At 61.7% G+C, this 26,718-nt stretch carries 17 protein-coding genes; 1 reads left to right on the top strand and 16 read right to left on the bottom strand.

Features of this window, described 5'->3' with window-relative positions; translation table 11 throughout:
* Positions 1-4: 4 nt before the first annotated feature.
* Genes WBK19_RS10255 through gspG form a run of 7 tightly spaced genes read right to left on the bottom strand, consistent with a single transcriptional unit; the run spans position 5 to position 5,728 of the window.
* On the bottom strand, positions 5-553 hold the full coding sequence (locus tag WBK19_RS10255; RefSeq protein ID WP_511289375.1) for a hypothetical protein: 549 nt from the start codon (positions 551-553) through the stop codon (positions 5-7).
* Positions 550-1,119 carry a hypothetical protein gene (locus tag WBK19_RS10250; RefSeq protein ID WP_511289373.1) on the bottom strand — a complete coding sequence of 190 codons (570 nt, stop codon included), beginning with the start codon at positions 1,117-1,119 and terminating at the stop codon, positions 550-552. Before WBK19_RS10250 ends, WBK19_RS10255 begins: the two co-directional genes overlap by 4 nt.
* Positions 1,101-1,628 carry a hypothetical protein gene (locus tag WBK19_RS10245; RefSeq protein WP_511289371.1) on the bottom strand — a complete coding sequence of 176 codons (528 nt, stop codon included), beginning with the start codon at positions 1,626-1,628 and terminating at the stop codon, positions 1,101-1,103. Before WBK19_RS10245 ends, WBK19_RS10250 begins: the two co-directional genes overlap by 19 nt.
* Complete coding sequence (locus tag WBK19_RS10240) at positions 1,621-2,388, bottom strand: hypothetical protein (protein WP_511289369.1); 768 nt, start codon at positions 2,386-2,388, stop codon at positions 1,621-1,623. The genes WBK19_RS10245 and WBK19_RS10240 overlap by 8 nt, the downstream gene beginning before the upstream one ends.
* A complete protein-coding gene (locus WBK19_RS10235; protein ID WP_511289367.1) occupies positions 2,369-4,078 on the bottom strand; it encodes a GspE/PulE family protein in 1,710 nt (569 codons plus the stop codon). Before WBK19_RS10235 ends, WBK19_RS10240 begins: the two co-directional genes overlap by 20 nt.
* A gap of 8 nt (positions 4,079-4,086) precedes the next feature.
* Positions 4,087-5,256: a type II secretion system F family protein gene (locus WBK19_RS10230; protein ID WP_511289365.1), complete on the bottom strand. Its 1,170-nt coding sequence runs from the start codon at positions 5,254-5,256 to the stop codon at positions 4,087-4,089.
* Positions 5,257-5,284: 28 nt separating this feature from the next.
* Positions 5,285-5,728 (bottom strand): type II secretion system major pseudopilin GspG, encoded by a 444-nt coding sequence (gene gspG, locus WBK19_RS10225; RefSeq protein WP_511289690.1) that lies wholly within the window; start codon positions 5,726-5,728, stop codon positions 5,285-5,287.
* Between the two features lie 181 nt (positions 5,729-5,909).
* Here gspG and WBK19_RS10220 point away from each other — a divergent pair, with 181 nt between their 5' ends.
* Positions 5,910-6,524: a lytic transglycosylase domain-containing protein gene (locus tag WBK19_RS10220; RefSeq protein ID WP_511289363.1), complete on the top strand. Its 615-nt coding sequence runs from the start codon at positions 5,910-5,912 to the stop codon at positions 6,522-6,524.
* Positions 6,525-6,593: 69 nt separating this feature from the next.
* Here WBK19_RS10220 and phoB read toward each other — a convergent pair whose 3' ends face one another.
* The 9 genes from phoB to WBK19_RS10175 form a co-directional block, all read right to left on the bottom strand.
* Complete coding sequence (phoB, locus tag WBK19_RS10215; protein WP_494647412.1) at positions 6,594-7,292, bottom strand: phosphate regulon transcriptional regulator PhoB; 699 nt, start codon at positions 7,290-7,292, stop codon at positions 6,594-6,596.
* A gap of 87 nt (positions 7,293-7,379) precedes the next feature.
* Entirely contained in the window at positions 7,380-8,081 is a 702-nt protein-coding gene (locus WBK19_RS10210; RefSeq protein ID WP_511289361.1) for a CAAX prenyl protease-related protein, read from the bottom strand.
* Positions 8,078-8,668: a hypothetical protein gene (locus WBK19_RS10205; RefSeq protein ID WP_511289359.1), complete on the bottom strand. Its 591-nt coding sequence runs from the start codon at positions 8,666-8,668 to the stop codon at positions 8,078-8,080. Before WBK19_RS10205 ends, WBK19_RS10210 begins: the two co-directional genes overlap by 4 nt.
* On the bottom strand, positions 8,655-10,286 hold the full coding sequence (locus WBK19_RS10200; protein WP_511289357.1) for a putative porin: 1,632 nt from the start codon (positions 10,284-10,286) through the stop codon (positions 8,655-8,657). Before WBK19_RS10200 ends, WBK19_RS10205 begins: the two co-directional genes overlap by 14 nt.
* Before the next feature lie 36 nt (positions 10,287-10,322).
* The gene (locus WBK19_RS10195; protein WP_511289355.1) at positions 10,323-10,979 is read right to left on the bottom strand and encodes an energy transducer TonB family protein; all 657 of its coding nucleotides are present in this window, start codon (positions 10,977-10,979) and stop codon (positions 10,323-10,325) included.
* Positions 10,980-10,984: 5 nt separating this feature from the next.
* Entirely contained in the window at positions 10,985-11,389 is a 405-nt protein-coding gene (locus WBK19_RS10190) for an ExbD/TolR family protein (protein ID WP_226495627.1), read from the bottom strand.
* Positions 11,390-11,392: 3 nt separating this feature from the next.
* Positions 11,393-11,797: an ExbD/TolR family protein gene (locus WBK19_RS10185; protein ID WP_511289353.1), complete on the bottom strand. Its 405-nt coding sequence runs from the start codon at positions 11,795-11,797 to the stop codon at positions 11,393-11,395.
* Between the two features lie 15 nt (positions 11,798-11,812).
* Positions 11,813-13,546 carry a DUF2341 domain-containing protein gene (locus WBK19_RS10180; protein ID WP_511289351.1) on the bottom strand — a complete coding sequence of 578 codons (1,734 nt, stop codon included), beginning with the start codon at positions 13,544-13,546 and terminating at the stop codon, positions 11,813-11,815.
* Between the two features lie 58 nt (positions 13,547-13,604).
* Positions 13,605-26,702, bottom strand: coding sequence for a filamentous hemagglutinin family protein (locus tag WBK19_RS10175; protein WP_511289349.1), 13,098 nt, complete (start codon positions 26,700-26,702; stop codon positions 13,605-13,607).
* Between the last annotated feature and the right edge of the window lie 16 nt (positions 26,703-26,718).

Genomic DNA, 26,718 nt, shown 5'->3' with positions numbered 1-26,718 from the left:
CGCCTTACTTGTCGGAGCCGATGCCCAGCACCTGTTTTTCCTTCAGCGGCTGGTAGAGAAAAGTCATCTGGCCGCCGGAAATCTCTTCAACGCTGTACGTGCCATTGATGACGTCGCCGACCTTGGCGATGATGTGCTTGCCCTGATGGTTGAGGAAGACACGCGTTTCGCCCGCCTCGCTGAGCTTGCCGAGATACTGAAAAGGCAGCGGTGGGGCCGTCGGCTTGGGCTGTTTGGGTGGCGGCGGCGCGACGTACCAGCTCTTGTTGCGAAAGGGGTCGATGGGCTTGGTGCCCTCCTCCGTCTTGCCCTCCTCGGCTGCCTTGAGCGGCGCAGGCTCGGGAAAATTGAGGGGTGCAGCAGCCAGTTCGCTCGGCAGCACCTTCGCTCCGGCCCGCCGGCTTTCCGCCGGCGACGAAACGACTGATTTGCTGGCGACACCACCCTTGCGCTTGCTCTTTTCCGGCACCGGTTCGTCGTCAATCAGGTAGCCGGCGACAAGGGTGGCCGAGAGCAGTCCACCGAGGATGATCCAGCGTTGTTTCGGCGTCATGCCGCCTTCCTCCGGCCGAAGAGGATGAAGCGCAATTGCGCCTCAACGTCGGCGCTGCCGATGTTTTCGCGGCGCAGGCTGATGTCCTCGACGGCCAGATCGGGGAACGCCTGGCGCACCGCCGCCACGTAGCGGCGTATGGTCTGGTAGCTGCCCTTGACCGGCAGATTCAGCACGTAGCGGTCGAACAAGCCGTCCTTGCCCGGCACCAGGCGATAGTCGCCGGTCGGAATTTGCAGGCCTTCCTTGCTCGCCAGCTCAAGCAGGCTACCAAGCTCGGCATTTAGCTGGTCCTCGCTCGGGAAACGGTCGAGCAGGCGCTGCCGCGTATCTTCCGGGGTCACGCGCTCGGTCTGGCTTTCCATCGTGGCGCGGCGGGCGCTGCGTTCGAGGCTGGCCAGACGGCGTTCGCCTTCTTCGATGGCGGCTTCACGACCGGGCAACACGACAATATGGGTCAGCGCGGCGGCAACGACCAGCAAAAAGGCGATCAGCGGCAGCACCGGCAAATTGGCCGCGGCAAAGCGCAGGCGGCCGAGCAGGAGGTTCAGGAACCGGTCAGCCATGTTGCGGCAATCTCGAAGAGGATTGGTTGTTGCGGGTCGCTTTGCTTGATCTGGTGCGAGAGCAGCACGGCGTTGGCCAGCGGTTCGCGGCGCAGGGCTTCGACAAAGGCCAGCGCCGCCGCCATGTTGCGCGCCTCGCCGGAAATCTGCACCGCCTTGCCGGCCGCGCTGGGGCGGATGGCGAGCAGCGCGACGTCCTCGCCGGTTGCCGCGTCGATGCTGCGGTAGAGCTTTTCCCAGTCGATGCGGATGAGGCCGATGGTCTGGCGCAGGGTTTTGCCTTCCTCAGCCGAAAAAACATTTTCCGGGCGGCTGTCGCGGCGGCCGGCATCGACCCGGTCAGCCCGGCGCTTGGCCTGGGCCAGCCTGGCTTCAACTTCTTCCTGCTGACTGAGCAGCGTGCGGTCTTCGAACCAGGCGTCGGCGCAAAGCAGCACGCCGGCAAGGAGCAGGACAACCGTCAGCAGGCCGGGACGGCGCGGCTGAAAATCCAGGCCCAAATCACGCATGGGCGCCTCCGGTGACTGGCGTAACCAGCGTCGTTTCCCAGCCGCCGGTGAGCTTTGGGGCAGCGACGGCAGATGTTGAAATCAGCACTTTTTTCCCGTTGACCGTAGCAGACTCGGCGGCCAGCAAGCCGGCCAGCTCACCCGCCAGAATGGCCGGCTCCGTCGTACTGGCGCGGTGATTGCGCAGGCTGGCAATCTCGCCGTCACGAACCCCAGCCAGCGTCAGCCAGCCGAGGTCGAGGCAGGCCAGCCAGCCGTCGTTCAACTGTGTCTGCTGCGCTGCCAGTTCGGCGATCAGCCGCGGCTGCACGCTGTTCAGGCGCAGGCGCCGGGCCTTGGCGGCAGCGCGCAGGCCGGCCAGCAACTGGCGGTCGATACCGGCGGCAATGCCGTTCTTGCCGAAGGCCGGACGGTCGAGGGCGATGTCCAGCGCCGCGGCCCGTTCGCCCAACGCGTTGCGGAACAGGGCGCGGGCCATGTCGAGTCGGGCCGCCTTGCCGGTAAGCATCTCGCTCCACGGCAGCAAGGCGTAACGGACCAGATGGTCGGCAACGACGATGCGCAAAGCTGCGCCCTTACCGGCGGTCTTGAGCAGGGCATCGGCAGCGACCAGCACCGGCTGCCAGTCGGCTTCGCCCGGCGCCGGCGATGCTACCTCGGCCGCTTGGCTGGACGGCGCACCGCGCCACGGCTGCCGTTCGAGAACGACGCGCTGCGGGTGAATGAAGAGGGTCAGGCGGTCAAGCCACGAAAGTGACACGGTTGGCTTCTTCCAGGCTGGTTATCCCGTCGCGGACGAGGTCGAGGGCGCTTTCGCGCAGCGAGCGGGTGCCGTTACGGCGTGCCGCTTCCTTGAGTTGGCGGATCGGGGCGCGGCTGATGATCAGTTCGCGGATTTCGTCGTTGAGGACGAGCAGTTCGGCGATGGCCTTGCGACCACGATAGCCGGTTCCGCGGCAGGTGCCGCAGCCGACCGCGCGGCGGAATTTCCAGTCGGCACCGGCCACCGTGCCAATATCGGCATCGGTCAGTTCTTCGCCGGTCGGTGTCGTCGGCTGCATGCAGGCCGGGCACAGCGTGCGGATCAGGCGCTGGGCGACAACGCCGTTGAGCGCCGAAACGAGGTTGTACGGGTCGACTTCCATGTGCAGAAAGCGGCCGATGACGTCGAAAACATTGTTGGCGTGCACCGTGGTGAACACCAGGTGGCCGGTCAGTGCCGCCTGGACGGCAATCTGCGCCGTTTCCGCGTCGCGGATTTCGCCGACCATGATCTTGTCCGGGTCGTGACGCAGGATGGAGCGCAGGCCGCGGGCGAAAGTCAGGCCTTTTTTCTCGTTGACCGGGATCTGCAACACGCCGGAAAGCTGGTACTCGACGGGATCTTCGATGGTGATGATCTTGTCTTTGCCGTCATTGATTTCAGTCAGTGCCGCGTAGAGCGTCGTCGTCTTGCCGCTACCGGTCGGGCCGGTGACCAGCACCATACCGTAGGGCTCGCTGGACAGCCGGCGGATGCGCGCCATGATATCGGCGTCGAAGCCCATGGCATCGAGACGCAGGCCCTGCAGGTGATCGGTCAGCGCCTGCTTGTCGAGCACGCGCAACACGGCGTCCTCGCCCCAGATGCTCGGCATGATGGAGACGCGGATATCGATCTCGCGGTCCTGCCAACTGACCTTGAAACGGCCGTCCTGCGGCACGCGGCGTTCGGAGATGTCGAGCTCGGAGAGCACCTTGACGCGGGAAATCATCTGTTCGGCGGTATCGGTTCCGTCGATCGACCCGGCGTAATTGAGCACGCCGTCGATGCGGTACTTGATGGCCAGGCCGCGATTGTTGGCCTCGACGTGGATATCGCTGGCTCCGGCTTTCAGGCCATCATGCAGCGTCGACCGCAGCAACCGGACGACGGCGCTGCCGTCTTCGGAAATGCGTTGCAGTGAGAGGTCTTCGGCCACCGAGCCGATGGCGATCTGGCCGCCCTCGCCACTCAGGCTGCCGTCGAGCGCCCGGACCCGGGTTTCTTCGCGGGCCAGGAAGGCGGTTAAGACCGATGGCGGCGCCAGGCGCCAGTGCAGCGGCTTGCCGAGCGGTACCAGTCCTTCCAGCCAGTCGCGCACGGTGACGTCGAAGGGGTTCGGCGTGGCGATCAGGTAGGCATCGCCGGCTTCGAGGACCAGCGCCTGACGCCGGATGAATTCAGCAAACGGTGCCAGCGACAGGGCCAGCGAGTGTTCGGAAAGCTCGGCCAGACTGATCGCATTGAGGCCGAAGGCCAGGGCCGTCAATTCCCCGGCCGCCTCTTCGCTCTGGCCGAAATCGGCTTGCAAGGCGGCCATCACCGCCGGCAGGCCACGCCCGGCCGCCGCCAGCTGGCATGCCTCGCCGAGCAGGACATCGTGTTCCTGGCGTTCCATCGACAAGTGGGCCTCTCTTGGTGAATTCATCGTTTACTCTACTGAAAATTGCCGGCCAGTTCGAAGATCGGCATGTAAAGGAGCAGCACGATGCCGCCGATTACGCCGCCGATCACCGTCATCAGCAAGGGTTCGAAGAGGCGGGTGAACATGTCGACGAGGCGATTGATTTCCTCGTCGTAGAAGGTGGCGACCGCTTCCATCATGTCGCCGAGCTGGCCGCTGCGCTCGCCGACGGCAATCATGCGCAGCGCGACCGGTGTGGTCAGGCCGCCCCGTTCGGCCGCCTGCGAAAACGGCCGCCCCTGTTCGATGTCGGCCACAGCTTGCAGCAAACCAGCGCGCAAGGCCACGGGCAGGATGTCAGAGACTATGCCGAGCGTCGTTTTGAGGGGAATGCCGGCGCGCAAGAGCATGCCGGTGGTCCGGTAAAAGCGGGCCAGGAAGATCAGCCGGATACGTTCGCCAAGGGCCGGCACACGCCAGGCGGCGCGGGCGACGGCGGCGCGCACCGGTGGCAACGAAAAGAGGCCGACCAGACCGGCGACGCCCAGCGCGACACCAATTGCCAGCCCCGCAGCATGGTTGTTGATAAAGCCGCCCCAGGCGAAAAGCAGGCTGGACAGCCCCTCCGGATCGCGCCCGCTATCGGCGAAAACCAGGGCAAAGCGTGGCACGACGTAGCCAAGCAGGAAAAGCGTAACAATTGCCCCGACCGACATCAGCAAGACCGGGTAGATGGCGGCGCTGACGATTTTCTTCTTGAGGTCAGCCAGTTTTTCGTGGAAAACGATGTAGCGCTGCAACGCTTCGGGCATGTCGCCGGTGCGCTCGCTGGCCCTGACCGTCGCCACGTATAGATCGGGAAAGGCCTCGGGGTGATGCTGCATGGCCGTCGACAGCGACTGCCCTTCACGCAGGTGGCCGAGCAAACGGCTCAGAACATCGGAGGTCGCCGAGCCCTGGTCCTGCTCGGACAGCGTCTCCAGGCCTTCGACGACGGTCAGTCCGGCCTTGAGCAGCGAGAGCATCTGCCGGGTAAACAGCGGCAGCGGGAACTTGCCACCGCGCGCCCGCCCGCTGCGCTGGCCAATCGGCCGCGACGAGACGATGACGCCGCCCTGCAAGGCCGGCGCCGCGCCAAGCAGTTCCGGTGATTCGGCCGCCACCGTCAGTCGGCAAACACCCCGACCGGGAAAAACGGCCATCACGTCGTAATCCATTGTCAGCCGCGACTCACCAGTTGGTGATATCGGCGTTTTCGTCCTCGCCGCCGGCCTTGCCATCCTTGCCAAAGGAGAAGAGATCGAAGTCGCCGTGTTCTCCGGGCTGGGCGTACTGGTAGGCGGCGCCCCACGGGTCAGCCGGCACCTCCTTCTTGAGGTAGGGGCCCTGCCAGCGGCTCTCGCCAGCCGGACGTTTGGTCAGCGCGGCCAGTCCCTGCTCGGTATTGGGGTAACGACCGACATCGAGACGATATTGGTCGAGAGCCTTTTCAAGGCCGTCGATCTGGGCCCTCGTCGCCTTGATTTCCGATTTGCCGATCTGCGAAAAATACTTTGGCCCGACATAACCGGCGAGCAGGCCGATGATGACCATGACGACGAGCAGTTCAAGCAGGGTAAATCCGCGCTGACGCAGCCGGGAAACGGCACCGGGCGCGAAAAGGCGGCCAAGGATTCGGGAAGTTAGTTTATGCAGCACGGGTTCGCCAAGGGAGATTAGGTATCCAGGGAATAATACTATGCAAGCTGCGTTACACGACCATGACGCTGCACTGGCGGAACCCGGTTACCCGCCGGTCAATTCCCGGTAACACAGGCAGGTTAAGCTGGGCGGACAACTGGATTATGATTCGACCATGCGCCTCAACTCAGCCCTCTTCTGCCTTGCCGTCACCGCGCTTGCCCCCCTGCAGGCGCAAGCGGCCAGCGGCATTTTTGGCTTTGTCGACGAGGACGGTGTCGAGCACCTCAGCAACATTCCGGATGACAAGCGCTACCGCCTGGTACTGGCCGACCGTTTCGAACCGGCCCGCACCGCCTTGCGCGCACCACGCGGCGTGCTCGCCCTGCCCTACGGCCAGCGCCCTTTTCACGATTCGGTCATGCGCGCCAGCAACGAGTCCGGCGTCGATGCCAAGCTGCTGCATGCGGTGATCACCGTCGAATCGGGCTACAACCAGGGCGCCGTTTCACCCAAAGGGGCAACCGGCCTGATGCAGTTGCTGCCTGGCACGGCCAAACGCTACGGCACGGTCAACCTGCTCGACCCCGGCGAAAACATCCGCGCCGGTGCGCGCTACCTGCGCGATCTGCTGGCGCTGTTCGACAACAATCTGGAACTGGCGCTGGCCGCCTACAATGCCGGCGAAAACGCCGTCATCCGCCATGGCCGCCGCCTGCCGCCCTACGCCGAAACCCGGCGCTACGTGCCGCTGGTCGTCGCGCATTACCGTCGGATGCAGGGTAGTTAAGCGGATTTCAGAGCGATCCCACGGTCAACCGGAAATTCTAGCCAAAATCAAAAAGTTAGGATTTGTGGCTTAGTTGCCATCCGGGGTGATCGAGAAGCGATAGCCCATGCCGCGCACGGTCTGCACCATGCCGTCCAGCGCGTGGTTTTCGAGAACGCTGCGCAGGCGACGGATATGCACGTCGACCGTCCGCTCCTCGATGTGCGAACGACCGCCCCAGACATAATCGAGCAACTGGCCGCGGCTATGGACGCGCTCGGCGTGGGTCATCAGGAAATGCAGCAAGCGGAATTCAGTCGGTCCCAGACCAATCGGCTCCTCGCCGGCCAACGCCTTGCGCGAATTGGGCACCAGGCGCAAACCGCCGATTTCAACCGAGCCTTCAAGCATTTTCGGATCGCGCCGACGGATCACCGCCTTGACGCGGGCGACCAGTTCGCGCGGCGAGAATGGCTTGGTCACGTAGTCATCGGCGCCGATTTCAAGTGCCGAAATCTTGTCTACCTCTTCGCTGCGGGCGGTCAGCATGATCACGGGAATTTCACGCCAGCGGGAATCGGCGCGGACATGGCGGATCAGCTGAAAGCCGGACATGCCGGGCAGCATCCAGTCCACCAGCAACACATCGGGCGCGTTCGACGACAGAACCTGCCAGGCGGCCTCGGCACTGTCGACGGCATGCACCTCAAAACCCGCGTACTTGAGGTTAATCGTGATCAACTCGTTGACGTACGGCTCATCTTCAACGACCAGAACTCTTGCAGACATCTCTCGCCCATTTGCTTGCATTCACAGCCGGTCAGGATATTCCACCAACATTACCGGATGATGATATTTAGATTTCCGCCACGCTTCTCACCAGAAGTACCAGGCGCCAGTCGCCAGCACCCAAATCCCCAGGCCAGCGTTGGTCACGGCATGTGCCGCGATGGCGACCCACAGATTGCCGCTACGCACATAAAGCCAACCATAGACCAGGCCAGCCAGCATGCCGGCCGCCCACTGACTGTGTTCAAGCCCGAAAACGATGCTGGACAAGAGCACGGCGCGCAGGCCGATGCGGGCCGGGTCGACCGCCGAAAAGTCCGCCTCTTCGAGCCAGCGCATGACCAGCGAGCGCCAGAACAATTCTTCCATGAGTGGCACCACCAGCGCCGAACCGGCCAGTCGCATCAAGGCCAGCGACCAGTCGATGCTGCCATCGACCGCATGCGGCTCGAATCCGGAACCCGATTGGCCGAGCACGAAAATACCGGAATCCAGCAACAACCAGATGCCCAGAACCAACAGGCCAGCCGCCAGGGCCAGCCAGATTTCCTGAACGGACGGACGACGCGCCGCAGTCAGTTCGGTGAAGCTCGGCCAAAAGACGACGAGCAGACCAGCCACCAAGGCAGCGCGAATGCCATACAACCAGCGCGGGTCGATCATCCCCGCCAACTGCGCGGCCAACCACGGCTCGACCGCCATCAGGCCGATGAAAACCGCGAACGGCAAGGCACGGGCCACGACCGGCCCCGGAAAAGACAAGCCCCGCTCCAGAACGCCGACGCTCATGAGCCGACGCGCTGGCTATCCAGCTTCTCGCGCATGTCCTCGACCGCGTTCTCGATCTCGACCCGCTTCAGGCCGGTGAACGGCTCGCCCTGCAAGCAGCTGTCCAGACAACTTTTCTTTTCGTAAAGATCCAGCACCTGATTGCTCACTTTGCGCAACTCCTGACCGCGCTCGGTGCATACCTGGAGTTGCTGCTTCTCGGCCGCCAGAGCGGCTTGCAGGCGCTTGCCTTCGGCCTCTGCGGCGCGCTGCGCCTCCTGGGTCTTGCGCAACTCGGCCTCGGTTTCGGCCAGCTTGGCAGCAGTGGCATCGCGCGCCGCACGCAGGGCGCCAACATCGCGACTCAAGGCGGCAGCCCGACGGGACTCGCCATCCACCTTCTTGCGCACGTCCCCCAACTCGCTTTCGGCGGCCGCCTTCTGCTCGGCCAGTTCGGTCTTCTCCCGCTCCAACTGGCGCTGCATCTGCTGCAAACGGCGCACTTCACCCTTGTTCGGGTCGGCTTTTTTTTCGGCCGCAAACGCCGGCGTTGCAGCCAACGCTGCCACCAGCAACAGCGCCGACAGCTTTGTTTTAGAAGCGCACATTGACGTCAGCCTGAAGAAGATCGACCCCGAAACGATGGGCCGGATCAAGCGAGAAGGATTCGATGGACTCGGCCGACATCCAGCGCAACGACAGCCAGGCGTTCTGATCGACACCATAGTTCAGGCCCAGCTGGTAGCCCTTGAGGTTGGTACCACCAAGGCCGAAATCGGAGTCCGTGAAGGCGTCGACCGTGGCATCGGAACCAAGATAGCGGTAAGCGAAGGAACCCTGCCAGTCATGCCGTTTTTCAAGTTTCGGCATGCCGACAGCAAGCTTGAACAGATAGCCATAATCCTTGCCATCGGTCAGCGCAACCCCCGTCCGACGCTGGATTTCGCTGCGATCGAAAGCGGTATTCTTGACGTAATCGGCTGTCAGCACGACATGGACCGGGTCGAAGTGGGCCAGATCGAGCGAGGCGGTCAGATTGACCGGGCGGAACTTGGAGGCTAGGCCCCAGATGCTGTTCGTATCAGACTGGTAAGCCGTATCGAACAGCGTATTGCCCTTCTGACGCAGGCCTGAGCCATATTCATACTGGCCGTAGGTAGCTGATCCACCAAGTTGATAGCTTTGGTAATTTGCCTGCGTTTCCGGCCGGCCCTCAAGATTCTCATAATCGTATAGCGCTACCCCGAAACTCAAGCGGCTATTCGGCATCAATTGCCACTTGGCGCCGAGCTGTGCGCCGCGCAACCATCGACTGCTCTTTGATGGTGGGCCGTCCTCACGTAGAGGGAAGGCACCGATGGTCAGGAAGGGGCGAAAATCGCCATTGGCAAAACTGGGCTTGAACGTCGCCGCAACCCCTTCAAAATTCAGATCCTCGTCCCAGACGAGATCAGTCGAAAACCAGGGATTCGGGACACGTCCGCCCGTCACTGACATCCATTCGACCGGATCGTATTTCACGTATGCACGATCCACCAGGAACTGATACTTGTTGAAATCCTGTCCCATTGTCTGATTCGTCGACACCCGGTCGCTCGTCGTGCCCGTCGCCAGGCGGACCCCAGCACTCCAGTCATCGGAAACCTTGGCCAGCATACCCAGTCTGGCTCGCACACGGAAACGCTCGCGGTCAGTCTGGGTATTCGCCGAAACCGGAATGAAGCCGGCGGCCCGGGTTGTTTCGGGCGAAGATGTCAGCGCAAGGAAATAATCGTCGGGCGAAGCATTGCTTTTCGCAAACTCCTCCAACTGGTAGCGGACCCGAATGTCGCCCTCCCACTTGATCCGATCCAGCCACGACGGCACGGCATTCGGTTCGGCCCAGCGTTCGGCCTTGGCCTGGGCCAGGACTTCCTGGCGCAGCTGGTCGCGAATCTCGTTCTTGACCGTTTCCGGTACGTACTGGACGCGGACCGGCGCGGCCGATTTTGACTTCTCCCGGGTCACTGTTTTCGCGGCCTTGGACTGTGCAGCCTTGACCATCGCATCGGCCTTTTCGCGGCTGAAAATGCCCTGCTCGACCAGCGCATCGATCAAGTTGAGCGTCGTTTCGCGCAGGGTTTCGAGCGATTCCCGGTCGTCGGCAAACGCCGGCTGACCAGCCGCCAGCAAGCCGACAAAGACGCCGACCATGGCTTTGTGCAAAGGTTTTTGCGTGAATTTCATGGATTTCTCTCGTGGTTTCTTCAATTCAATTCGTAATCAGGGCGCGCCGCGGGCAGTGATGCGTATGCGGATCGGCTGCGGCATGTTCTCGGGTGGCGCTTCGCGCATGGCGGCGACTTGCAGCAAGGCTTCGCGGAGCAGTTCGTCCAGCCCGCTGTTACCGGTGCTTTGCGCCAGATCGGCTTTCTCGACCGACCCGTCGCGACGCAGCCAGACGCGCACGGTGACGCGATAGTCGGATTCCTTGAGCTTGCGGTTGCGGCTCAGCTGTTCCTGCAGATGGCGCTGCAGGCGACCGGCGTACATGCCCTGCATGCCGGCGCCACCAATCGCCCCGCCGGCGTATTCCCGGCCGACCGTGCCGGCCCCGAAGGCACTGTCGCCATCGCCGGCCGCGCCTTCCATCTTCAGCGGCTCGTTCTGCGCCGGCTGCGGCGCTTCCTTGGGCGGCTCGATCTTGACGTCCTTGTTTTCCTTGGGCGGCTCGGGCTTCTTTTCTTCCTTGGGCGGTGGCGGAGGCGGTGGTGGTTTATCCGGCAGCAGGGTAACGACCGGCGGCTTGCGCGGTTTGCCCGACTTCCCGCCCATCAAGGTCATGATGCCCCAGGTGACAAGAGCGATAAGCGCAGCACCAAGCACGGCGATCACAACAATACTTACCCAGCGCCGCGGCGACTTGATCTCTGTTTCCATGACTGTCAGTTACCAATTCTCGCCGTCACAAGGCCAACCGCACCAATGCCCATCGCCCCCGTCAGATCGAGCACTTCGACGACGCGGGCGTAATTGACCGCCGGATCGCCCTTGAGGACGACGGATGCCTTCGGATCGCGCGCCATGGTCGATTTGAGCTGGACCTCCAGTTCACGGACGGTGACGCCGACACCATTCAGGTGCAGGGAGCCGTCCGGCTTGATCTGAATGATCTTGATCTCGTGCTTTTCGGTGCTCGGCTTGTTCGACGGCTTGGGCAGGTTGATCGACATCCCCGACACCGAGGCGGTGGTCATCAGAATAAAAATGACCAGCAGTACATAGGCGAGGTCGAGCATCGGCGTGACGTTGATGCTGTCGTAGGGTTTGGTTTCCGCTTGAACGTGCATGGCCTACCTCTGCGCCCGCGTTGTCGCCAGGCCGAGATCGGTGATGCCGTTGCGCTTGAGCAGCTCCATGACCTCCATGACCTTGGCGTACTGGGCCTGACCATCACCCTTGATGACAATCGACAGCGCTGGATTGGCTGCCATGTACTGCGCCAGACGCAGATCCAGCTGCTCCATGGTCACCGGGTAGGCATCGATGAAGACGTCGCCGTTGCGCGCCACCGTCACTGCCTTGGTACCCGGTTTGGCCAGGCTAGTGCTGGCCACCGTTTTCGGCAACTCGACCTTGACGCCCTGCACCGAGGCCGTCGTCATGATGATGAAAATGACCAACAGCACATAGGCGAGATCGAGCATCGGCGTGACATTGATCTCGTCGTAGGGCTGGTTGTCTTCCTGAACGTGCATCGGGCTCGTTCCCGCTTAGACGGCGTACAGCTCGGCCGACTTGGTCAAGAACTCGTCGGCGAACACCTGGGTGTCGGCCGAAACATTCTTGATCTTGATGGCCAGCCAGTTGTAGCCGAACAGGGCGGGAATCGCCACAGCCAGACCGGCGACGGTGGCGACCAGGGCGGCGGCAATACCCGGCGCAATCGAGTTCACATTGACGTCGCCAGCCGCAGCAATCGCCGCAAAAGTGATCATGACGCCAACCACGGTACCGAGCAGGCCGAGGAAGGGGCCGCCGGAAATGGCGATGGTGAGCAGCACGATCTGGCTGTTCAGGCGCTGATTTTCGCGGACCAGCCCGGCATCCATGGCGGCGCGAATCGAATTGAGGGCCGCATCGGAGAGCTTGTTTTCAACACCGCTCTTGGTCTGGGTGTCGAAGCGATGATGCATTTCCTGAATGCCAATCTTGTAAAGGCGGAAGATCGTCGAATGGCGCATCGCCTCGTCTTCGCTCAGCGCCTTGGTATCCATCGAATCCGGTTGCAGCAGCTTGCGCGGATTGTCGCGGAAGCGATTAAGGAAGGCCCCGTTGGCCTTTTCCGCCTTGCCCAGAAACAGGGTCTTGCCAATCATGACGGCAGCGCTGATGACAGCCATGACGGCGAGAATGCCGATGACGATCCAGCCGTCCACTGTCAGTGCGCCGAGCAGGATGCCGACGTAGGAGGCCTCCCCGCCCGCCTCTTCTTCCTCGGCGCCATACATCAGGCTGTCCGGTTGCTGGCTGCCATGCAGGGCCTTGATGTAATCGGCCGAACGCGAGGTCGCGGCCAGCGTCACTTCATCCAGCTCACCCCGGAAACCGGCACCGATCTGGATATCGCCAGCCGTGTCGTCGAGCGCGATATCGGCCGTGCCAGCTTCGGCGCCTTCCATGTAGAAGGTCAGCTTGCCCCCAATCAGCGTCATCGCCACGTGCTGCCAGGTATCGGCCAGCACCGTCGCCTTCGACGGGAATTCCTTGCCATTGACCACGGCTACCAGCTTGCCGCCCTTGAGCGCCAAGGCCAGGCTCTTGCCGCCTTCGCTTTGCTGGAACAAGGTACCGGAAGCATTGGCCACCGGCTTGACCCACGCCGTGAAAGTCAGGCCATTGGCGGTAATCAGCTTCAGCGATGGAGACGCAGGAACCGTCAGCGTCGTGCTGCCATCCAGGCTGGCTGCGTCACCGAGCGGACCAGCGACGGGTTTGATTGTCAAATTTTGCGGATTATTCCGGTTGACCGTGGAATCCTGTACCGGACCATTGTCGGAGAAATGCAATACGAGATTCTGGGCCGCATCGTAGCTGCCCTTGGCATCGCTGGCGGCTACCGCCTTTTCATTACCCCAGAGCAGCGTGACCGCGTCCGTTTTGGCCAACGGGGCCAGCTTGGGCTGTTGCACCCAGATCACCGCCAGTTCGTTCGTCGAATCATATTTTTCGATATGAAACCGCAGTGGCGTCTTGCCGTCGGCAGCCGTCACGCGCAGATCGCTACCGTCCGGCTTGGCTTCGGCAAAGGCAAAATTTCCGGTGTGCAGGCGCAAGGCCAGCGGCAACTGGGTGGCCCCCAGCTTCAATTCAACGCCTTCGGCCGTCGTGTCGATCACGGTCTTCTGCTTGTGCGCCCAGTCGTCGGCATTGAAGCCGTCGGCGGCGTGTGCGTTCAGGGCAAAAAGGCTCGCGGCCGCCATCATCCAGTGTGCAAAGTTTCTCATCGTCTTCAAAGTTATTGGGTTGATCTATCGATTATGAAAGTTGTTCTTTACAGCCGTGCTACCCCGCCGCACGTGCCCGTGCTTTGCGCTTGCGTTCTTCTTCCTCGAGCAGGGCAGGGTCGGCAGCCGGTTCGCTGCCGAGCACCTCAACCGTCAACATGCCGCCCGCCCCATCCCGCTTGCCGGCCGATGGCGCGGCATCTTCGAGGGCCTTGTTTTCGTTGTTTGTCGGTGTAGTTACAGCAGCAACGGGAGCAACCGCCGCTACCGGGGCCGGAGCCCCGCTGACCCCGCCGGCCGCTTGGATGTTGGTCGCGTTCAGTACCACCCGCGCGCCAAGCGTGATGTTCCCGGTACTGCGCAAACCAGCATCGCCGGCATCGATTGCCCCTTCCGGTGCGAACAGGTCCATGTCGCTGGCCGGCGTATCGTCGCGCGACGCCAGAACCCCGATCCCCGAACCCGACACCGAGTTGGCTGTATCAAGGACGATCTGACCGTTACGTACGACCAGGACCGGCGGCGGTGTCGAGTTCACCGTCTTCGCACCGCTACCGGCATCGATGTTGCCCCGATTTGCCCAAATCATGATGTTGCCGCCGTCGAGCGTGAACACCCGCGACTGATTGACCAGGAAATCGTCGGCAACATAGGCCAGAATATCGCCGCCGTTGATGGTAAAGATGCCCTGATCCGAAGCCGCTTTCGACAAAGAAGGCGCTGCCACGCCGGCAACGGTACTACCTCCCGGAACGAGCATCTGGATATTGCCGCCCTGCTCGGTCTTGATCTGGCTCATCGAAAGCAGGAGGTCGCCCTTGCCGATGTTCTCTTCGGGGAACAGTGCTGCTGCCAGCGTCCGCCCCTTGTCATACTGCGACTGGTCGCCGGTATTCTGGGCAACCCGGCCAAACTCGGTGAGTTTGGCGTAGAAGACGTCGAGCACTTCGGCATCGCTGACGGCCTCGCCATCGATGATTTTCTGATGGGTGGCCTGCAGGCCCGCATTCCTGGCCAGCTCAGCCGCTGAATAGGATTTGCCAGAGGAAATCAGGTTGACCAGTTCTGTTCTGTCCGAGGCCAGTTCGCTGTACAACCCCTGATAGTCCGGCGTGCCACCGGCGATAGCCAGAATATTGGCGCCCCCCTCCGGCAGATAGGGATTGTCAAGGTTGCCGCGCGTCACGATGCCCTGGGTATCGGCCAGATCGATCGTTCCTTTGGCCTGAACCAGGACAGAACCACCGCCACCAACCTGTATTCCCTTGAGTGGCTCGGTCACTGGCGTGGGCAGATTCCTCGGATCGGTCACCGTCTTGTAGTCGTACTGGATGTCGCCCCCTGCCTTGATGACGCTAACGTCATCGGCATGGTTATGCTGAATATCGAGACTCATGTTCTTGATGTCGCCGCCCGCGTCAATCACGACAGCCTCATTGAACAGGTGCACCTTGTCGTCGATCGCGTTGGTTGCGCGTTGATCAGCAATATCTCCGGTCAACGCGACGATGCGGCTCGGCTCGTTATCGTTGGCATGCCAGTTCGTTGCCGAATGCTTCTCGAGGGCGCTTCCTGAATTCAGCACACCTAGCAGGACAAAGCCGGTCTCACCGAGCAAACCGTTGACAAGTACTGGATTACGGACACTCGGCAAATACTTTTCGGACAGATCCAGTTGCTGGACCGGTGCATCAAACGCTATCGAACCCTCGGCCAGCAAATCCAGTTGCCCCGACAAACCCGGCACCTGGACAACCGATCCGCTGATGTCGCCGCTCAGGGCCGCCACCTTGACCTGCGCCGGCATGAGCCGATGGGTCTCGCTGTCCGTCACCCCGTAAACCGTATCCTGCGCTTTCAGGCCGACATCGCCGGCCAGGGAGACGACATCGAGAGCTGAACGCTCGCCAAAGGTACCCAAGCGAACGTTATAGTCACCGGTCACCGTGACCAACCCCGACGTCGCCTTGGCGCCCGTCGTGTAGGTGCTGTTGTAGAGCCAGTTCGTGTTGGCCCACAATGGGTTGTACACATTGCCCAGTTCGACGTCCTGCCGGCCAACAACATCAACGGTACTGTTACCGATGGCAACGGTGGTGTAGAAATTGTTGTCAATCAGATCGCCATTGCTGTTGGTGGTAACGATGACATAGGGCTTGATCGAATCGGCAGTCAGCGTCACCTTGCCGGTTTCAGCATAGAGCATCCCGCCGATGATCGAGCCTTGCGCCTGCACACTCAGGTCACCACCGCCCATGATCAACGCCCGGTCGGGTTGCGCCTCGCCATCCACGGTCGGCACACGGCCGCTGGTCGGAATAGCAACGATGGCATTGCTGACATCGCCCCCCGCCGTCAGGCTGATGTCGCCACCGCCGAACGCGGCGATACCCGACTGGAACGAAGCCACTCGCGACCACCATTGCAGGTTCTTGTTGCCGCCAACCCGCATTAGCCATTCGTTGGGGTTGCCCTGATAGACCGACGTAAGGGCAGGCTTTTCAACCTCGATAGAACCACCGGCCTTCAGCGAAATATCGCCACCGCCAGTCAGGAAAGCCGAGTACACACCCTTGGCTGTGTAGTTGTTATTGACGAAAGCCGGGTTAAAGCCATCAAGGGCCGTCGTATCGGTCACACCTGCCGTATAAATCGCTGCCCTGTCACCAAGCTCAATGTCTTTCGCAGCTGCAATATCGATGCTGCCCGTGCCGGTACGGATCAGTTTGTTATCCGCCAGCACGACACTGCCAGTGGTGGCCGAAGCATCCGTTCCCAGCGGCGAAGCCTGATCGGCATCCGCCCCGGCAACGAGCCGGAACGACCAGCTATCGACGCCACTACCGACGCGTGCATCGCGATAGATATCAGGCACCACGTTGGTTCCAGAACCGTTCGCAACAAAGCCGTCGGTCAGGGTTCCGCTGACCAGCAAATCGCCCTCAGCGCGCAGCGTCAGAGCGCCAACTGCACCGGCCGCACTGGTCTTGGCAAAGCTCCAGTCGTTGCCAACCAGCAAGTTGCCGGTCGCCCGGATTTCCTCGCCCACCCGGAAGACCGTACCCAGGCGCTTGTCGGGGTCGGTGGCCTCAACAAAGGCTGCCCCCTTGAGCGCGGACACTTCACTCGCGGTCTTGAGCAAGGCAGCCTGCTCGGCCGTACCGAGCACGAAATCGCCGGTCTTGCGCGTCACCCGTACCGCCTCCAGCGCAACAGTAGCCGCGCCCTGAACGTTGCCATCCAGTTTCACCTTGGCCATGCTCGACCCGACGACGGGTGCCGAAGCCAGTGGCACGTCATTGACTAGCCTGAACTCGCCCTTACTCTGTCCATCGACATTGACCACCGTATAGACCGCCGTCACCAACCTGTCCGTCTTAAGATCACCGGACTTCAGCACGCTACCGTCAGCATTCTTCAATTCGACCGACGTCTTTTTGGTATCGGCCGACACGATTTCCAGCGTAGATGCGGCGGTATTGTTGCTCTTTGGACGGAATGTCACCGTGTAACCAGGGTTCTGGAAATCAGCAGCCGTCAGCGGTTTAACGGCCGGTGTCAGGCTGTACTTGTTGGCTGATCCGGTATCTACTTCGGCCGCGGTCGATATTTTGAAGACGCCATTGTCGTAGATGGCAACAACGCCCTGCCCTGCCTTGATCGCGCCGGCGGCCAGTGCGGTGCCATCGGCATTGACCAGTGCCACCTTGCTATTACTGCCCACGGTCACCGTGGTGCCCACCTTCGATGCGGCATAGGCATTGAAGGAAATCACTGTCCCGTTTGCCAACGAATTGGGGTTGGTGACCCCTACCAACAGGTAATCGGTACTGGCTGCCCCCTGCCTGGTTGTCACCAGCGCTGCGATGGCAGCGCTATCGACGATCTCTGCCCCATTGCCATCGACCAGCGTGCCCAACTTGTCCTGGCGCGGCGCGCGGAACGTCACGCGGCCACCGCTTGCCTTGCTGCCTGTAGCCATCGAGACATCAATGCTGGCAGCTGCAACCTCGCCATCCTTGGCCAAGAAATTGATCTCAGTGTCCAATTCGTCCTCGGCCTTCGTCGCACTGACGCCGATGGTCACCGAACCGCCCTCGCCTGCCGTGCCATCGCCACCACCGACCACTTCGGTGGCATTGGCCTTGAGGGCGCTGCCGGCATGCAGTTCAACCTTGCCACCGACGGCATTCGAGCCATCGGTATCGCTCACCCGGTTGGCATAGAGACCGATAGAACCACCCTTGTTACCGGACGCATCGATGGTGCCGAAAATGCCGATATTGCCGGCATCAGCCGACAACTGGAATTGATGTGCCTTGATCTGTTCATTCAGCACAAGATCGCCAACCCGGCGACGGACATCCCAGCTTTCGCTAAGATGGCGGTTGCCGGATGAATCGACGACCGCATTGGCCAGGCGATCAAGCGCAACCGATGCTGCATCGACCACCAGGCTGCCCTGTGTCTTGCCGCTGGCCGCGTTGCCGCGCAGGGTTTTCGCCGCAGCGTCAACGGTACCTTTTTCGGCCAGCAAGCGGATCGTGCCGGCATTGCCACCGCCGGCATCGGCGGAAACCGTGGCAACGGCCCCTTCGTTAACCTGGACATTGCCTTCCGTCGATTTCAGCGTGATGCGACCACCCGATGCGTAAGCCGTGGTATCGGCAAACTTCACGGCGGCACCGGCGGCACTGACCAGTGCGCCGTTGTCCAGGGTCACACCCTTCGTGCCGGCCAAGGTCAGATCGCCGGCCGCCAGATCGATGTGACCGGACACCGTGACGCTCTTGCCAGCCAGTTCCAGTTTGCTGCCGAGGCCGGCTGTCGTTGTCGGCGTCGTGGCGCTCTCATGGCGCTGGACAGACATTGCACCACTGGCTGTCAGGGCATGATCCGCCCCGCTTGTGCTGGTCACGCGTCCCGCGATGATGTCGAGTTTGGCTTCGACGGGTTGTTTTTTGGCATCGATCCGGCCACTCTCGACACGAGTCACACCGCGACCGGCAAACGCAACGTCACCGCTTGCCTTCAGTTCGACAGCATCGAAGCCAGCGATCTTGAAGCCGCTGCTGCCTGCCTTGCGCATCGCTGCAGTCGCGTTGTCGCCAAAAGTAATCTGCTTGGCATCCACCTTGAATTTACCGCTGCCTAACGCCGCGCCGGCGACGAACTGCGCACCCTCGGGATTGGCATTCTCGAACACCACCCGTTTGGCGGAAATATTGGCCACACTGGCGTCATCGCCGAGCCCGGCAATGCCGTGCCCGGCGATGCCGGCAGCCGAAATAACCAGTTCTTTGAGCGTGGCCGATCCCAGCGTCGCATCGCCGTAGAGGTCGAGCGTCGAATAGCTCACCAGGCGCATTTGATCGACATTGGCGAACCGCTCCAGATCGGTCTTCTTCAGCGTGACGCCTTCAGTCGGCGCCGAATTGTCGGCCACCACGTTGATCCGGCCGGCACCGATGCTTACCGCCCCGCCACCATCGCGCGAACCGTCAGCCAGACGTTTGCCCGGGGAAACCATACCGGCCAGCTCATTGCCGCGCGTCGCGTCGAATACCAGCGACTCGCCAGCCACAGCAGCAGTACTTTCGACCGTCAAATCGCCCTGCAGGCGATTGACGCCGCTCCGGCTGACCTTGACCTGGCTGCCTTCGGCAACGCGCAGGAAGGCGCCGTCACCGGTCAGCGCGATGTCCCGTCCCGTCGCATCGCCAGCCGAATCGATCTTGCTGTTGCCCGCCACGGTCAGCGTCTCGCTGGCCGTCGCCAGCACCTCGCCGGCGCTCAGTGCGGTTCCGCCCTGGCTGTTCCCATCGTTGTTGATCAGTACGGAACTGGCGATGGTGTCGATTTGCGTACCGGTAGCCGTCTCCGTGCGCACGCCGCCGAGCAGCAGGCTGGCGATCGTCACACCCTGGAGTTTGGAGGGATCGACCACCGAATAACCATCCGGCGTATTGCCAAGATTGCTGACATACAGCTTGGGCGCGGCAAGATCCAGCGCCAGCCCTTGCGCGGCGCGATTGCGCCCGTCAGCGGCACTGATTTCAGCCACGGTTTTGGCCACGACGCTGGGGTCGAATTCCAGGCTGCTGCGGCCGACCACCGAAAGATGACCGGCATCGCCGGCCAGACGAACGCCGGCCTGATCGTAGAAGAACGACGAGGCCGTCGTCAGCGTGTATTTGGCCCGGCTGGCCACCACCTCACTGCTCGCCAATTCGAGAGTCAGATGTGATTGCGAGTAAGCCGTCGTCGAGCCGTCGGCATTGAGTGCCGCACTCGCGCCGGCCACCAGCCATGAACCGTCGGCCTGGCGTTCCGCAGCGGCGAGCACCTTGTCGTTGCCGCCCTTCACCGTCACCAGGTAAGCGCCGGGCAACACTGCATAGCGGGCGGGCAGCAGCACATAACTGCCACCGAGGCCGAGCGTGTTGGCGCCCAGCGAGACGGCATCGCCCACCTTCAACAGCGGCAACGAACCGTCATCGGTTGTGGCATAACCAGCCAGCAGTTCGGCATCGCTCGCACTGACCCCGTTCCAGCCCGGCACGATGGCGAAGGTCGTCGAACCCTTGAGCACATCGTTCTTGCCGCCCGGACCGGCGGTAAATTCCCAGGCCAGCGCCTCGCCACCGCCCGAGAGATCGAGCTCGGCGCCGCTCAGCACCTTCGACTCGGCGGCATCGATCACAATGCCCTTGGACGGCAGAGCCTCGATTTCGCTACCCAGGTAGTTCCAGCTGCTTCCCGATTCGCCGGTGGCGCCGAAGAGCAGGCTGCGATCCGCCGCCACCGAGGTCTTGCTCCCCGCCGCCAGCGTCACCGTGCCACCCGGGGCATTGAAGACAACCTCGCCGAGGGGGGCGGAAATCGTACCTTCGTGGTTTATGGTTTTGGCCGAAAATTCCAGTCGACCGTAGGGAGACAGCGATACGTCAGCCGAGGCATCCACCGGGCGTGTGATGGCAATGCTGCCCTTTGGATCGGCCAGCAGGTCGATACGGAAATCGCCATAGGTCGACGGGCTCAGGCGGGCGGCCGAGAAGGTCAGCGCGCCGGAAGCCGTCATCTGGCCGTTGAACAAACGACCGTCGGTGCGGTTCTTCACCGTGTTCTGGACGCTGTCGAAATGGATGGCCCCGGTGCTGGTGAAGGTGCTGGCATCGAAGCCGCTCCAGCTGAAGGTACCGACCAGCCCGATGTCGCGGGCAGTGATCGACGCATCGGCCAGGCCGGTCCCGGCCACCACGGCAGCGCCGGCCCCGTCGCGGAAATTGCCGATGCGCGCCGTGGCCGCCGTCAGCTTCAGATCGGTCGTATCGTCGGCGGCCCTGAAGTTCGCCGCATTCATGCTGAGATGGTTATTGACCGTCGCCTCAACCGTGCCGGCAAACACGATGTCGCTCTGGCTGGTCAGATACCAGGAACCGAAAGCCGCGTCGTTAACCGAACCGAAATCCTGCAACAGTGCGACATCAAGCGCCGCCTTGCCGTTGTAGGTTTTTGCATCGAGCACGGCGGTACCGGCCAAATATTCGGCGGCGCTAATACCGCTCTTCAGCCACAACCCAGCATGGTTTTCCCGGCCGCTCTTTTCATCGGTAGAAGCCGTTCCTTCGGTGGAAGCCGTTTGATAAACCGTCAGCACGCGCCCTTGAGTCAGCGCGTCAATCACTTCCTGAGTCTGTCCGACGCCGGCCCCCCACGGGTTGACCTCAGTCTTCACCGGGTCGGCCGAAAAGCGCAGACTGAAGACACCGCCGAGCGCATCCTTGCCGCCCCGGGCCTTGAAGTTGCCATCGAGGAACATGCCGCTGTGAGCCGCCAGGCTGACCGTGCCACCAGCGCTGCCCAGCGAACGCGCCGCATAGGTATAACCGGTGGCCGTTGCCGTCGCTGCATTCAGCGTACCGGTCGCACCCGAAACATCGATCAGCGCGCCTTCGCGCATGATCAGGTAGCCGAGGCCGGAATCAATGCTCACCGTCCCCCCGGCCAGTACCTCGCCCCGATAGGCTTGCCTAGCCAGCAGTTGCCCGGCCGAAATTCCTGCATCCAGCGCTTGTTGCGTATCGGCATTGAGCACCGTCGTGCCGCCGACCAGCAACTTGCTGTTCTCGCCGAGGTAGATCGATTCGGACTGTTTCTTGCCGGCATCGATCAGGGCATTCTGGACCGCCGCATTCAGATCACTGGTCATTTCCGCGCGACCCAGCTTGATCGTGCCGCCAGCCGCTTCCAGCGTACCCAGCACCGTCATCTGACCGGCCGCTTCGAGTTTCACGCTACCCTTGGTTGAAGCCCCGACATAGGCGTTTTCGGCAACGGTCAGACGCCCGCTGTAGATATCGGTCGTCGTCAGGCTGATGCTCGTCGTCCCCGAGCGTAGTGCTTCGGGCAGAACCTGCGTAGCGGCAAAAGAGGCGATGCTGCTACCAGTCGGTCGTTTGAAGTAGTCGCCGACGGCGAGCAGCGACCAGTTGAGAGGATCGGCCTTGACGACCTGATCCTTTTCCACGGTCAACCCGGATTTTCCGGTAAAAATGAAATTGTAGAAGCCGCCACGGTCGACCAGATCGGCCTTCGCCGCGAAGCCCTGGCGACCTTCGGCGGTCCGCAGGGCATCAGTCCACGTCCGGGTATCGACGCTTTCGGCATGGCCCAGCTTTACCTGCGACGAGGTAATCGACAATGACCCGCCCTTGCCAAGCGCCATCCCCGACAGGGTGCCATCAAGGAACAGGCTGTTGCCCAGCCCGAATTCACCGAAACCGCTGCCGCTGGTCAGCGCTATCGATCCGGCATTGCCCTTCTTGAGGGAACGCGTGGTGTTGACCTGGCCGCCACCGTCGACAGCAATACTGCTGCCATGCCGAATATCGAGGTCGTGCGCCGAATTCAGAACGATCTTCCCGCCGTTCATGGCCAGCGGCGCGGTGCTCAGTTCGCCGTCGAGATAATCGTTCACCCAGACACCAGACGTTGACAGGCTGGCACCATCGGCAACGACCAGGTTCGAGTAAGCGACCTCCCCGATAGCCGGCGCATTGGGGACCGACTGGCCCAGATCACGGGTGCTCAGCTCAATGCTACCCCCCGGCGCGCTGATGTCGCCGGCCATGTAGACTTGGCGACCGGCCGCGGCAAATTTGCCACCAGCCGGCAGATTCAGCGAAATATCCGCCGGAATGTCGATGCGGCCATCGCTGGTGATCGAGAAACGGGAGAAACCGGCATCAACCAACGACGACGACAACGCCAGCTTGTCCGGCCCGGCGCTATCCTGCCCCAGCCCGCTGGCAGCATCAGCCGCACCGTTGACGAAAACAATCTGGGCCGTAGCGAACGCAGCGTCCCGTTTATTCTGCTTTTCTTGTTCGGTGTCCTTCTCGCCAATGACCGCCGAGTAGTGCTGACCACCGTCCTTGACAATCAGTTTCCCACCCAGCGGAATCGCGCTGCGGCTGCTCGCCGGGTCACCGACCTCGCGCTGGCGGGTACCCACCGTGGTCTTTGCCTGCAACTGCCCGTCGATGGCCAGGCGATTGCCGCGGATATCCACGGTACCAGCGCTCTTGCCTTCGACATAGGCAACTTCGTCGCGCGTTGCCGTAGTAAGTGACAAATACTCGGCCCATACCGGCGCATCGTTCAGCCGATAGGACTTGCGTCCGGCCAATACCCGTGACTCCTCGACACTTCCCGCCGCGAAATTGATCGCGCCACCAGAGACATCCAGCGTCGCCCCACTCTTGACGATGACGTTGCCAGTCGACACCAGCGAGACCTTGCCACCGCTGGCCGCCAGTTCGTTGGCCGTCAGGCCGACGTTGTTGAAATAGCTGCTGACATCGGCAATCTCGACCGCATCGCGAATGTCTACCCAGGCCTTCTGACCACGCAGCACGCCATTGCGCTGGACCGTGTTGTCGGCAAAGTTGTCGCCACGCAACTCGACTTCAACAAACAGGTCGCGAACCGACTTCTGCGCGCTGGTCCCGGAAACATCGATCTTCGCGCCGTCGCCCACGTAGATGCCGACCTCGGATTGAGCCGTTGCTTCGACGCCCGGTGTCATCGTGTCGATCACGAAGGCATTGCTATCGCTGAACGTCGCAGCCGAACGGAAATCAACATTCCCCCCTTTGGCCTCGATATCGGCGTCACCAACAATGATTTTCTTGCCCTGCACTGCCACCGACGAAGTGACGAAATGCTGGCTAGCGGTCAAGGTCTTGCCGTTGCTGCCATCAATGGCAATCTCGGTACGACTGCCATCGGTGAAGATGACCGTGCCGCCATCCTTGCCAAAGATGAACTTTGTCGCTTTCGCTGAATTGGTATGCTTCGGGTCGTAGGCCAGCACGCCATCGACGTTGAAGTCTCGGGCAATCTGGAAATAACTGCTGTCGGCAATATCCTTGGTTTCGGCGTCGATCACGTAATCAATCAGCACCATGTCGCGCGCCTTCAGGTTGATCGATCCGTTGGCCAACGCCGACGTGGAAGCGTAGATCGAACCGGCTTGCAGTATCTGGTGGCCGACCATCGAGATGTCGCCAAAACTGGTCGAAATCGAGCCAGTATTAGTCACGGCATTTGCATCTGCGCCCCGGGAGAGCGCAACCAGAGAGTTGATGCCACTTTTGTTGGCATCCTTGATCAGCAACGGGTTAACTTCCGCCGTAAAGCCGCGAAGCACAGACGAATAATTCGGCTTCAGGTAAACGTCTGCACCGGCAGCGAGCAGAGTCTGGCCGTTCGGTGTGCTGATGCTTCCGCCCTGGTTGACGCTGCCACCGGCAAGGACGACATAGCCCCCGCTGGTGCTTGAGATTGTTGCCCCGTTTTCAACATTCACCGTGGCACGGCGAAAGTCGTTCAAGGCGCGTGTCTTGGCAGCGACACCGGCAACATTGTCGTTGCTGTCGAAAGTTGCGTAGTTGCGATTGAGGTAGAAAGAACGAGCCAGCACGTCACTCTGACCAAGCAGGCCGGAACTGACGATATCCGGATTCATGCCGAGCGCCGAAGCAACAAAGTTATTCGCCGAGACTCGGGCATTCGGGCCAAAATCGATCCCCGATTCGTTGACCAGGACAAACTGACCATTGGCAGTTAACGTGCCGTCAATACTGGAGCGCCCTCCCGTCAAGGCGACTACATTCGACCCATCGGACAGTCTCACCGTCGAGCCAGCAGGCAACTTCAAGGACGAGCCATCGGCCATGTTGACCGTCGAACCATCGTTCAACCGGACTGTCGACTTATCCGAGAGGGCAACCAGCGCGGTGCTATCCAGAACCATTTTCGACCCTGTCTGCACCACCACATTTGCGTTATCGGCAAATGCAACTTGGGAGCCGCCCGCTAGATTGACCGATGAACCTGAAGCCAGTGTCACCAATGAACCGTCAGCCAGCCTGACCCTGAAATCTCCATTCGTGGCGACGGTGGCTTGATCGCCCAGAATGACTTTGGTGTCAGCCACTATCCCGCTGTCAGTCTTGCTGACCATCTTCCCGGCCCAGGCCGAGAACACCGTCATTTGAGCACCGGCTTTGAGATCGATGCGCCATTTGTCCGACAAAGTTGTCGTCGGCGCGCCTTCCAGAATAACTGTCGAATCGTTGGCCAAAGCCATGGTGTTGCCGGCCGCTGCCTGTAGCTTGTCGCCGGACAAGGTGACGCTCTGCGCAACATCTTCCTGAATCGTTACGACCGTACCTTTGGCCAGGATCACCGTTCTGCCGTCGCTCAGCGTTACCTGGACGTCGCTGGCCAGGGTCAGCTGCTGATCCTTGGCCACCGCCAAAGTCGGATTATCTGTCGTCAGGGTTGTATTTCCGGACAACTGCACCACGGGTCCGGTAGCCAGTGTCACCGTCGGTCTATTGGCCAATTGCAACGACGGGTTGCCGGCCAGTGGCAGCGTCAAGCCATCAATCTTTGATCTGTCCTCATCGCGGACATAGTTGTAAAGAACGTCGCCTGCCGATGACTGGACAACCTCTATCTTTTTGCCAGCGGCAATGCTGAAACCGCTGACCCAGTCGATTTCGGCAACACTGCCTCGTTGGTTGATGGTCAACAAATCGGTATCAGTCACTCCCGAAACCAGCATGGTCGTGCCGTTGAGATTGACTGCCTTGGTCGCATTGACGACACCCTGCTGATTGACAATCAGGCCAGCCAGCGTCACCACACCGTCCCGGCCCATATTGACGTTGCCCGTGGTCGCGTTGGTCACCTTGCCGTCCAGCGTGGTGCTGATGCCCAGGTCGTCCTTGCCGGTAAACGAATCGGTCTCGACCAGGATGCCGCGCAGGTTGGGATCGCTTGGCACAGTCAGGATGACCTTGCCGCCGGCCGCCAGGATCGTTTCGGCACTGCCGCCGCCGTCGACGCCGATGCTGCCCTCGTTGGTCACCGACCGGGGCGCAATCAGCACTACCTTGCCGCCGTCCCGGGTATTGATCGTGGCGCCGGTCTCAACGACGACAGTCGACTTGAAATCGCCGACTTTCCCCTCGTAGTTGAAGGTCAGACTGTCGCCCGAGGCGCTGGGCAGACCGTTGGTCAGCAGCCGGTTCATCATGGTGTCCGACATGCCGAGCGCCGAGGCGACCAGGCCGCCGACGTTCACCTGCGAGCCGGAGCCGAACAGGATGCCGTTCTGGTTGATCAGGTAAAGCTGGCCGTTGGCCGTCACCTTGCCGAAAATCTGGCTGGGGTTGCTGTCCCAGATGCGGAACAGGGCGCGCGACAGCGCATCCGGCTGCTTGAGTTCGAAGGCGGCATTTTCGCCCAGGTTAAAACTGTCGAAATTGAGGCCGAGCATGCGGCTCTGCGTCGTCACCGTCATCGTGTTGATGCCGTTGATCATCGCCGTCGTTGGCTGGCCACCATCGACCGAACCGGCAAAGACGAATGGCCGGGATGCCGACGGCACCGGCAATTGCGCCGCTACCGGCCGCGCCGCCCAGGCGCCATCCAGCGCCGCGAACGAAACCGCCACCCCGAGAACCACGGCCGCTACCCGCTTGCGTGCACTCTTCTTGCCGCGTCCGCGCACACACTCGGCTACCGCCACCCAGGCGTTGCGCTCGACGTTGAAGACCAGCCGATAGATACCGTGGTTCATGTCTGATTCCTGTTCT

Origin of the sequence: Azonexus sp. (genome assembly GCF_049652925.1) — a bacterium.
GTDB lineage: Bacteria > Pseudomonadota > Gammaproteobacteria > Burkholderiales > Rhodocyclaceae > Azonexus.
This window is presented reverse-complemented; position numbering and strand designations above follow the sequence as displayed.

Bases quoted from the DNA above. Each gene is read 5' to 3' on its own strand.
- WBK19_RS10255 (WP_511289375.1), bottom strand. From the start codon at position 553: ATGACGCCGAAACAACGCTGGATCATCCTCGGTGGACTGCTCTCGGCC.
- WBK19_RS10230 (WP_511289365.1), bottom strand. From the start codon at position 5,256: ATGGCCGTTTTTCCCGGTCGGGGTGTTTGCCGACTGACGGTGGCGGCC.
- WBK19_RS10245 (WP_511289371.1), bottom strand. From the start codon at position 1,628: ATGCGTGATTTGGGCCTGGATTTTCAGCCGCGCCGTCCCGGCCTGCTG.
- WBK19_RS10200 (WP_511289357.1), bottom strand. From the start codon at position 10,286: ATGAAATTCACGCAAAAACCTTTGCACAAAGCCATGGTCGGCGTCTTT.
- WBK19_RS10205 (WP_511289359.1), bottom strand. From the start codon at position 8,668: ATGTGCGCTTCTAAAACAAAGCTGTCGGCGCTGTTGCTGGTGGCAGCG.
- phoB (WP_494647412.1), bottom strand. From the start codon at position 7,292: ATGTCTGCAAGAGTTCTGGTCGTTGAAGATGAGCCGTACGTCAACGAG.
- WBK19_RS10220 (WP_511289363.1), top strand. From the start codon at position 5,910: ATGCGCCTCAACTCAGCCCTCTTCTGCCTTGCCGTCACCGCGCTTGCC.
- WBK19_RS10185 (WP_511289353.1), bottom strand. From the start codon at position 11,797: ATGCACGTTCAGGAAGACAACCAGCCCTACGACGAGATCAATGTCACG.
- WBK19_RS10175 (WP_511289349.1), bottom strand. From the start codon at position 26,702: ATGAACCACGGTATCTATCGGCTGGTCTTCAACGTCGAGCGCAACGCC.
- WBK19_RS10190 (WP_226495627.1), bottom strand. From the start codon at position 11,389: ATGCACGTTCAAGCGGAAACCAAACCCTACGACAGCATCAACGTCACG.
- WBK19_RS10195 (WP_511289355.1), bottom strand. From the start codon at position 10,979: ATGGAAACAGAGATCAAGTCGCCGCGGCGCTGGGTAAGTATTGTTGTG.
- WBK19_RS10250 (WP_511289373.1), bottom strand. From the start codon at position 1,119: ATGGCTGACCGGTTCCTGAACCTCCTGCTCGGCCGCCTGCGCTTTGCC.
- WBK19_RS10210 (WP_511289361.1), bottom strand. From the start codon at position 8,081: ATGAGCGTCGGCGTTCTGGAGCGGGGCTTGTCTTTTCCGGGGCCGGTC.
- WBK19_RS10180 (WP_511289351.1), bottom strand. From the start codon at position 13,546: ATGAGAAACTTTGCACACTGGATGATGGCGGCCGCGAGCCTTTTTGCC.
- WBK19_RS10235 (WP_511289367.1), bottom strand. From the start codon at position 4,078: ATGAATTCACCAAGAGAGGCCCACTTGTCGATGGAACGCCAGGAACAC.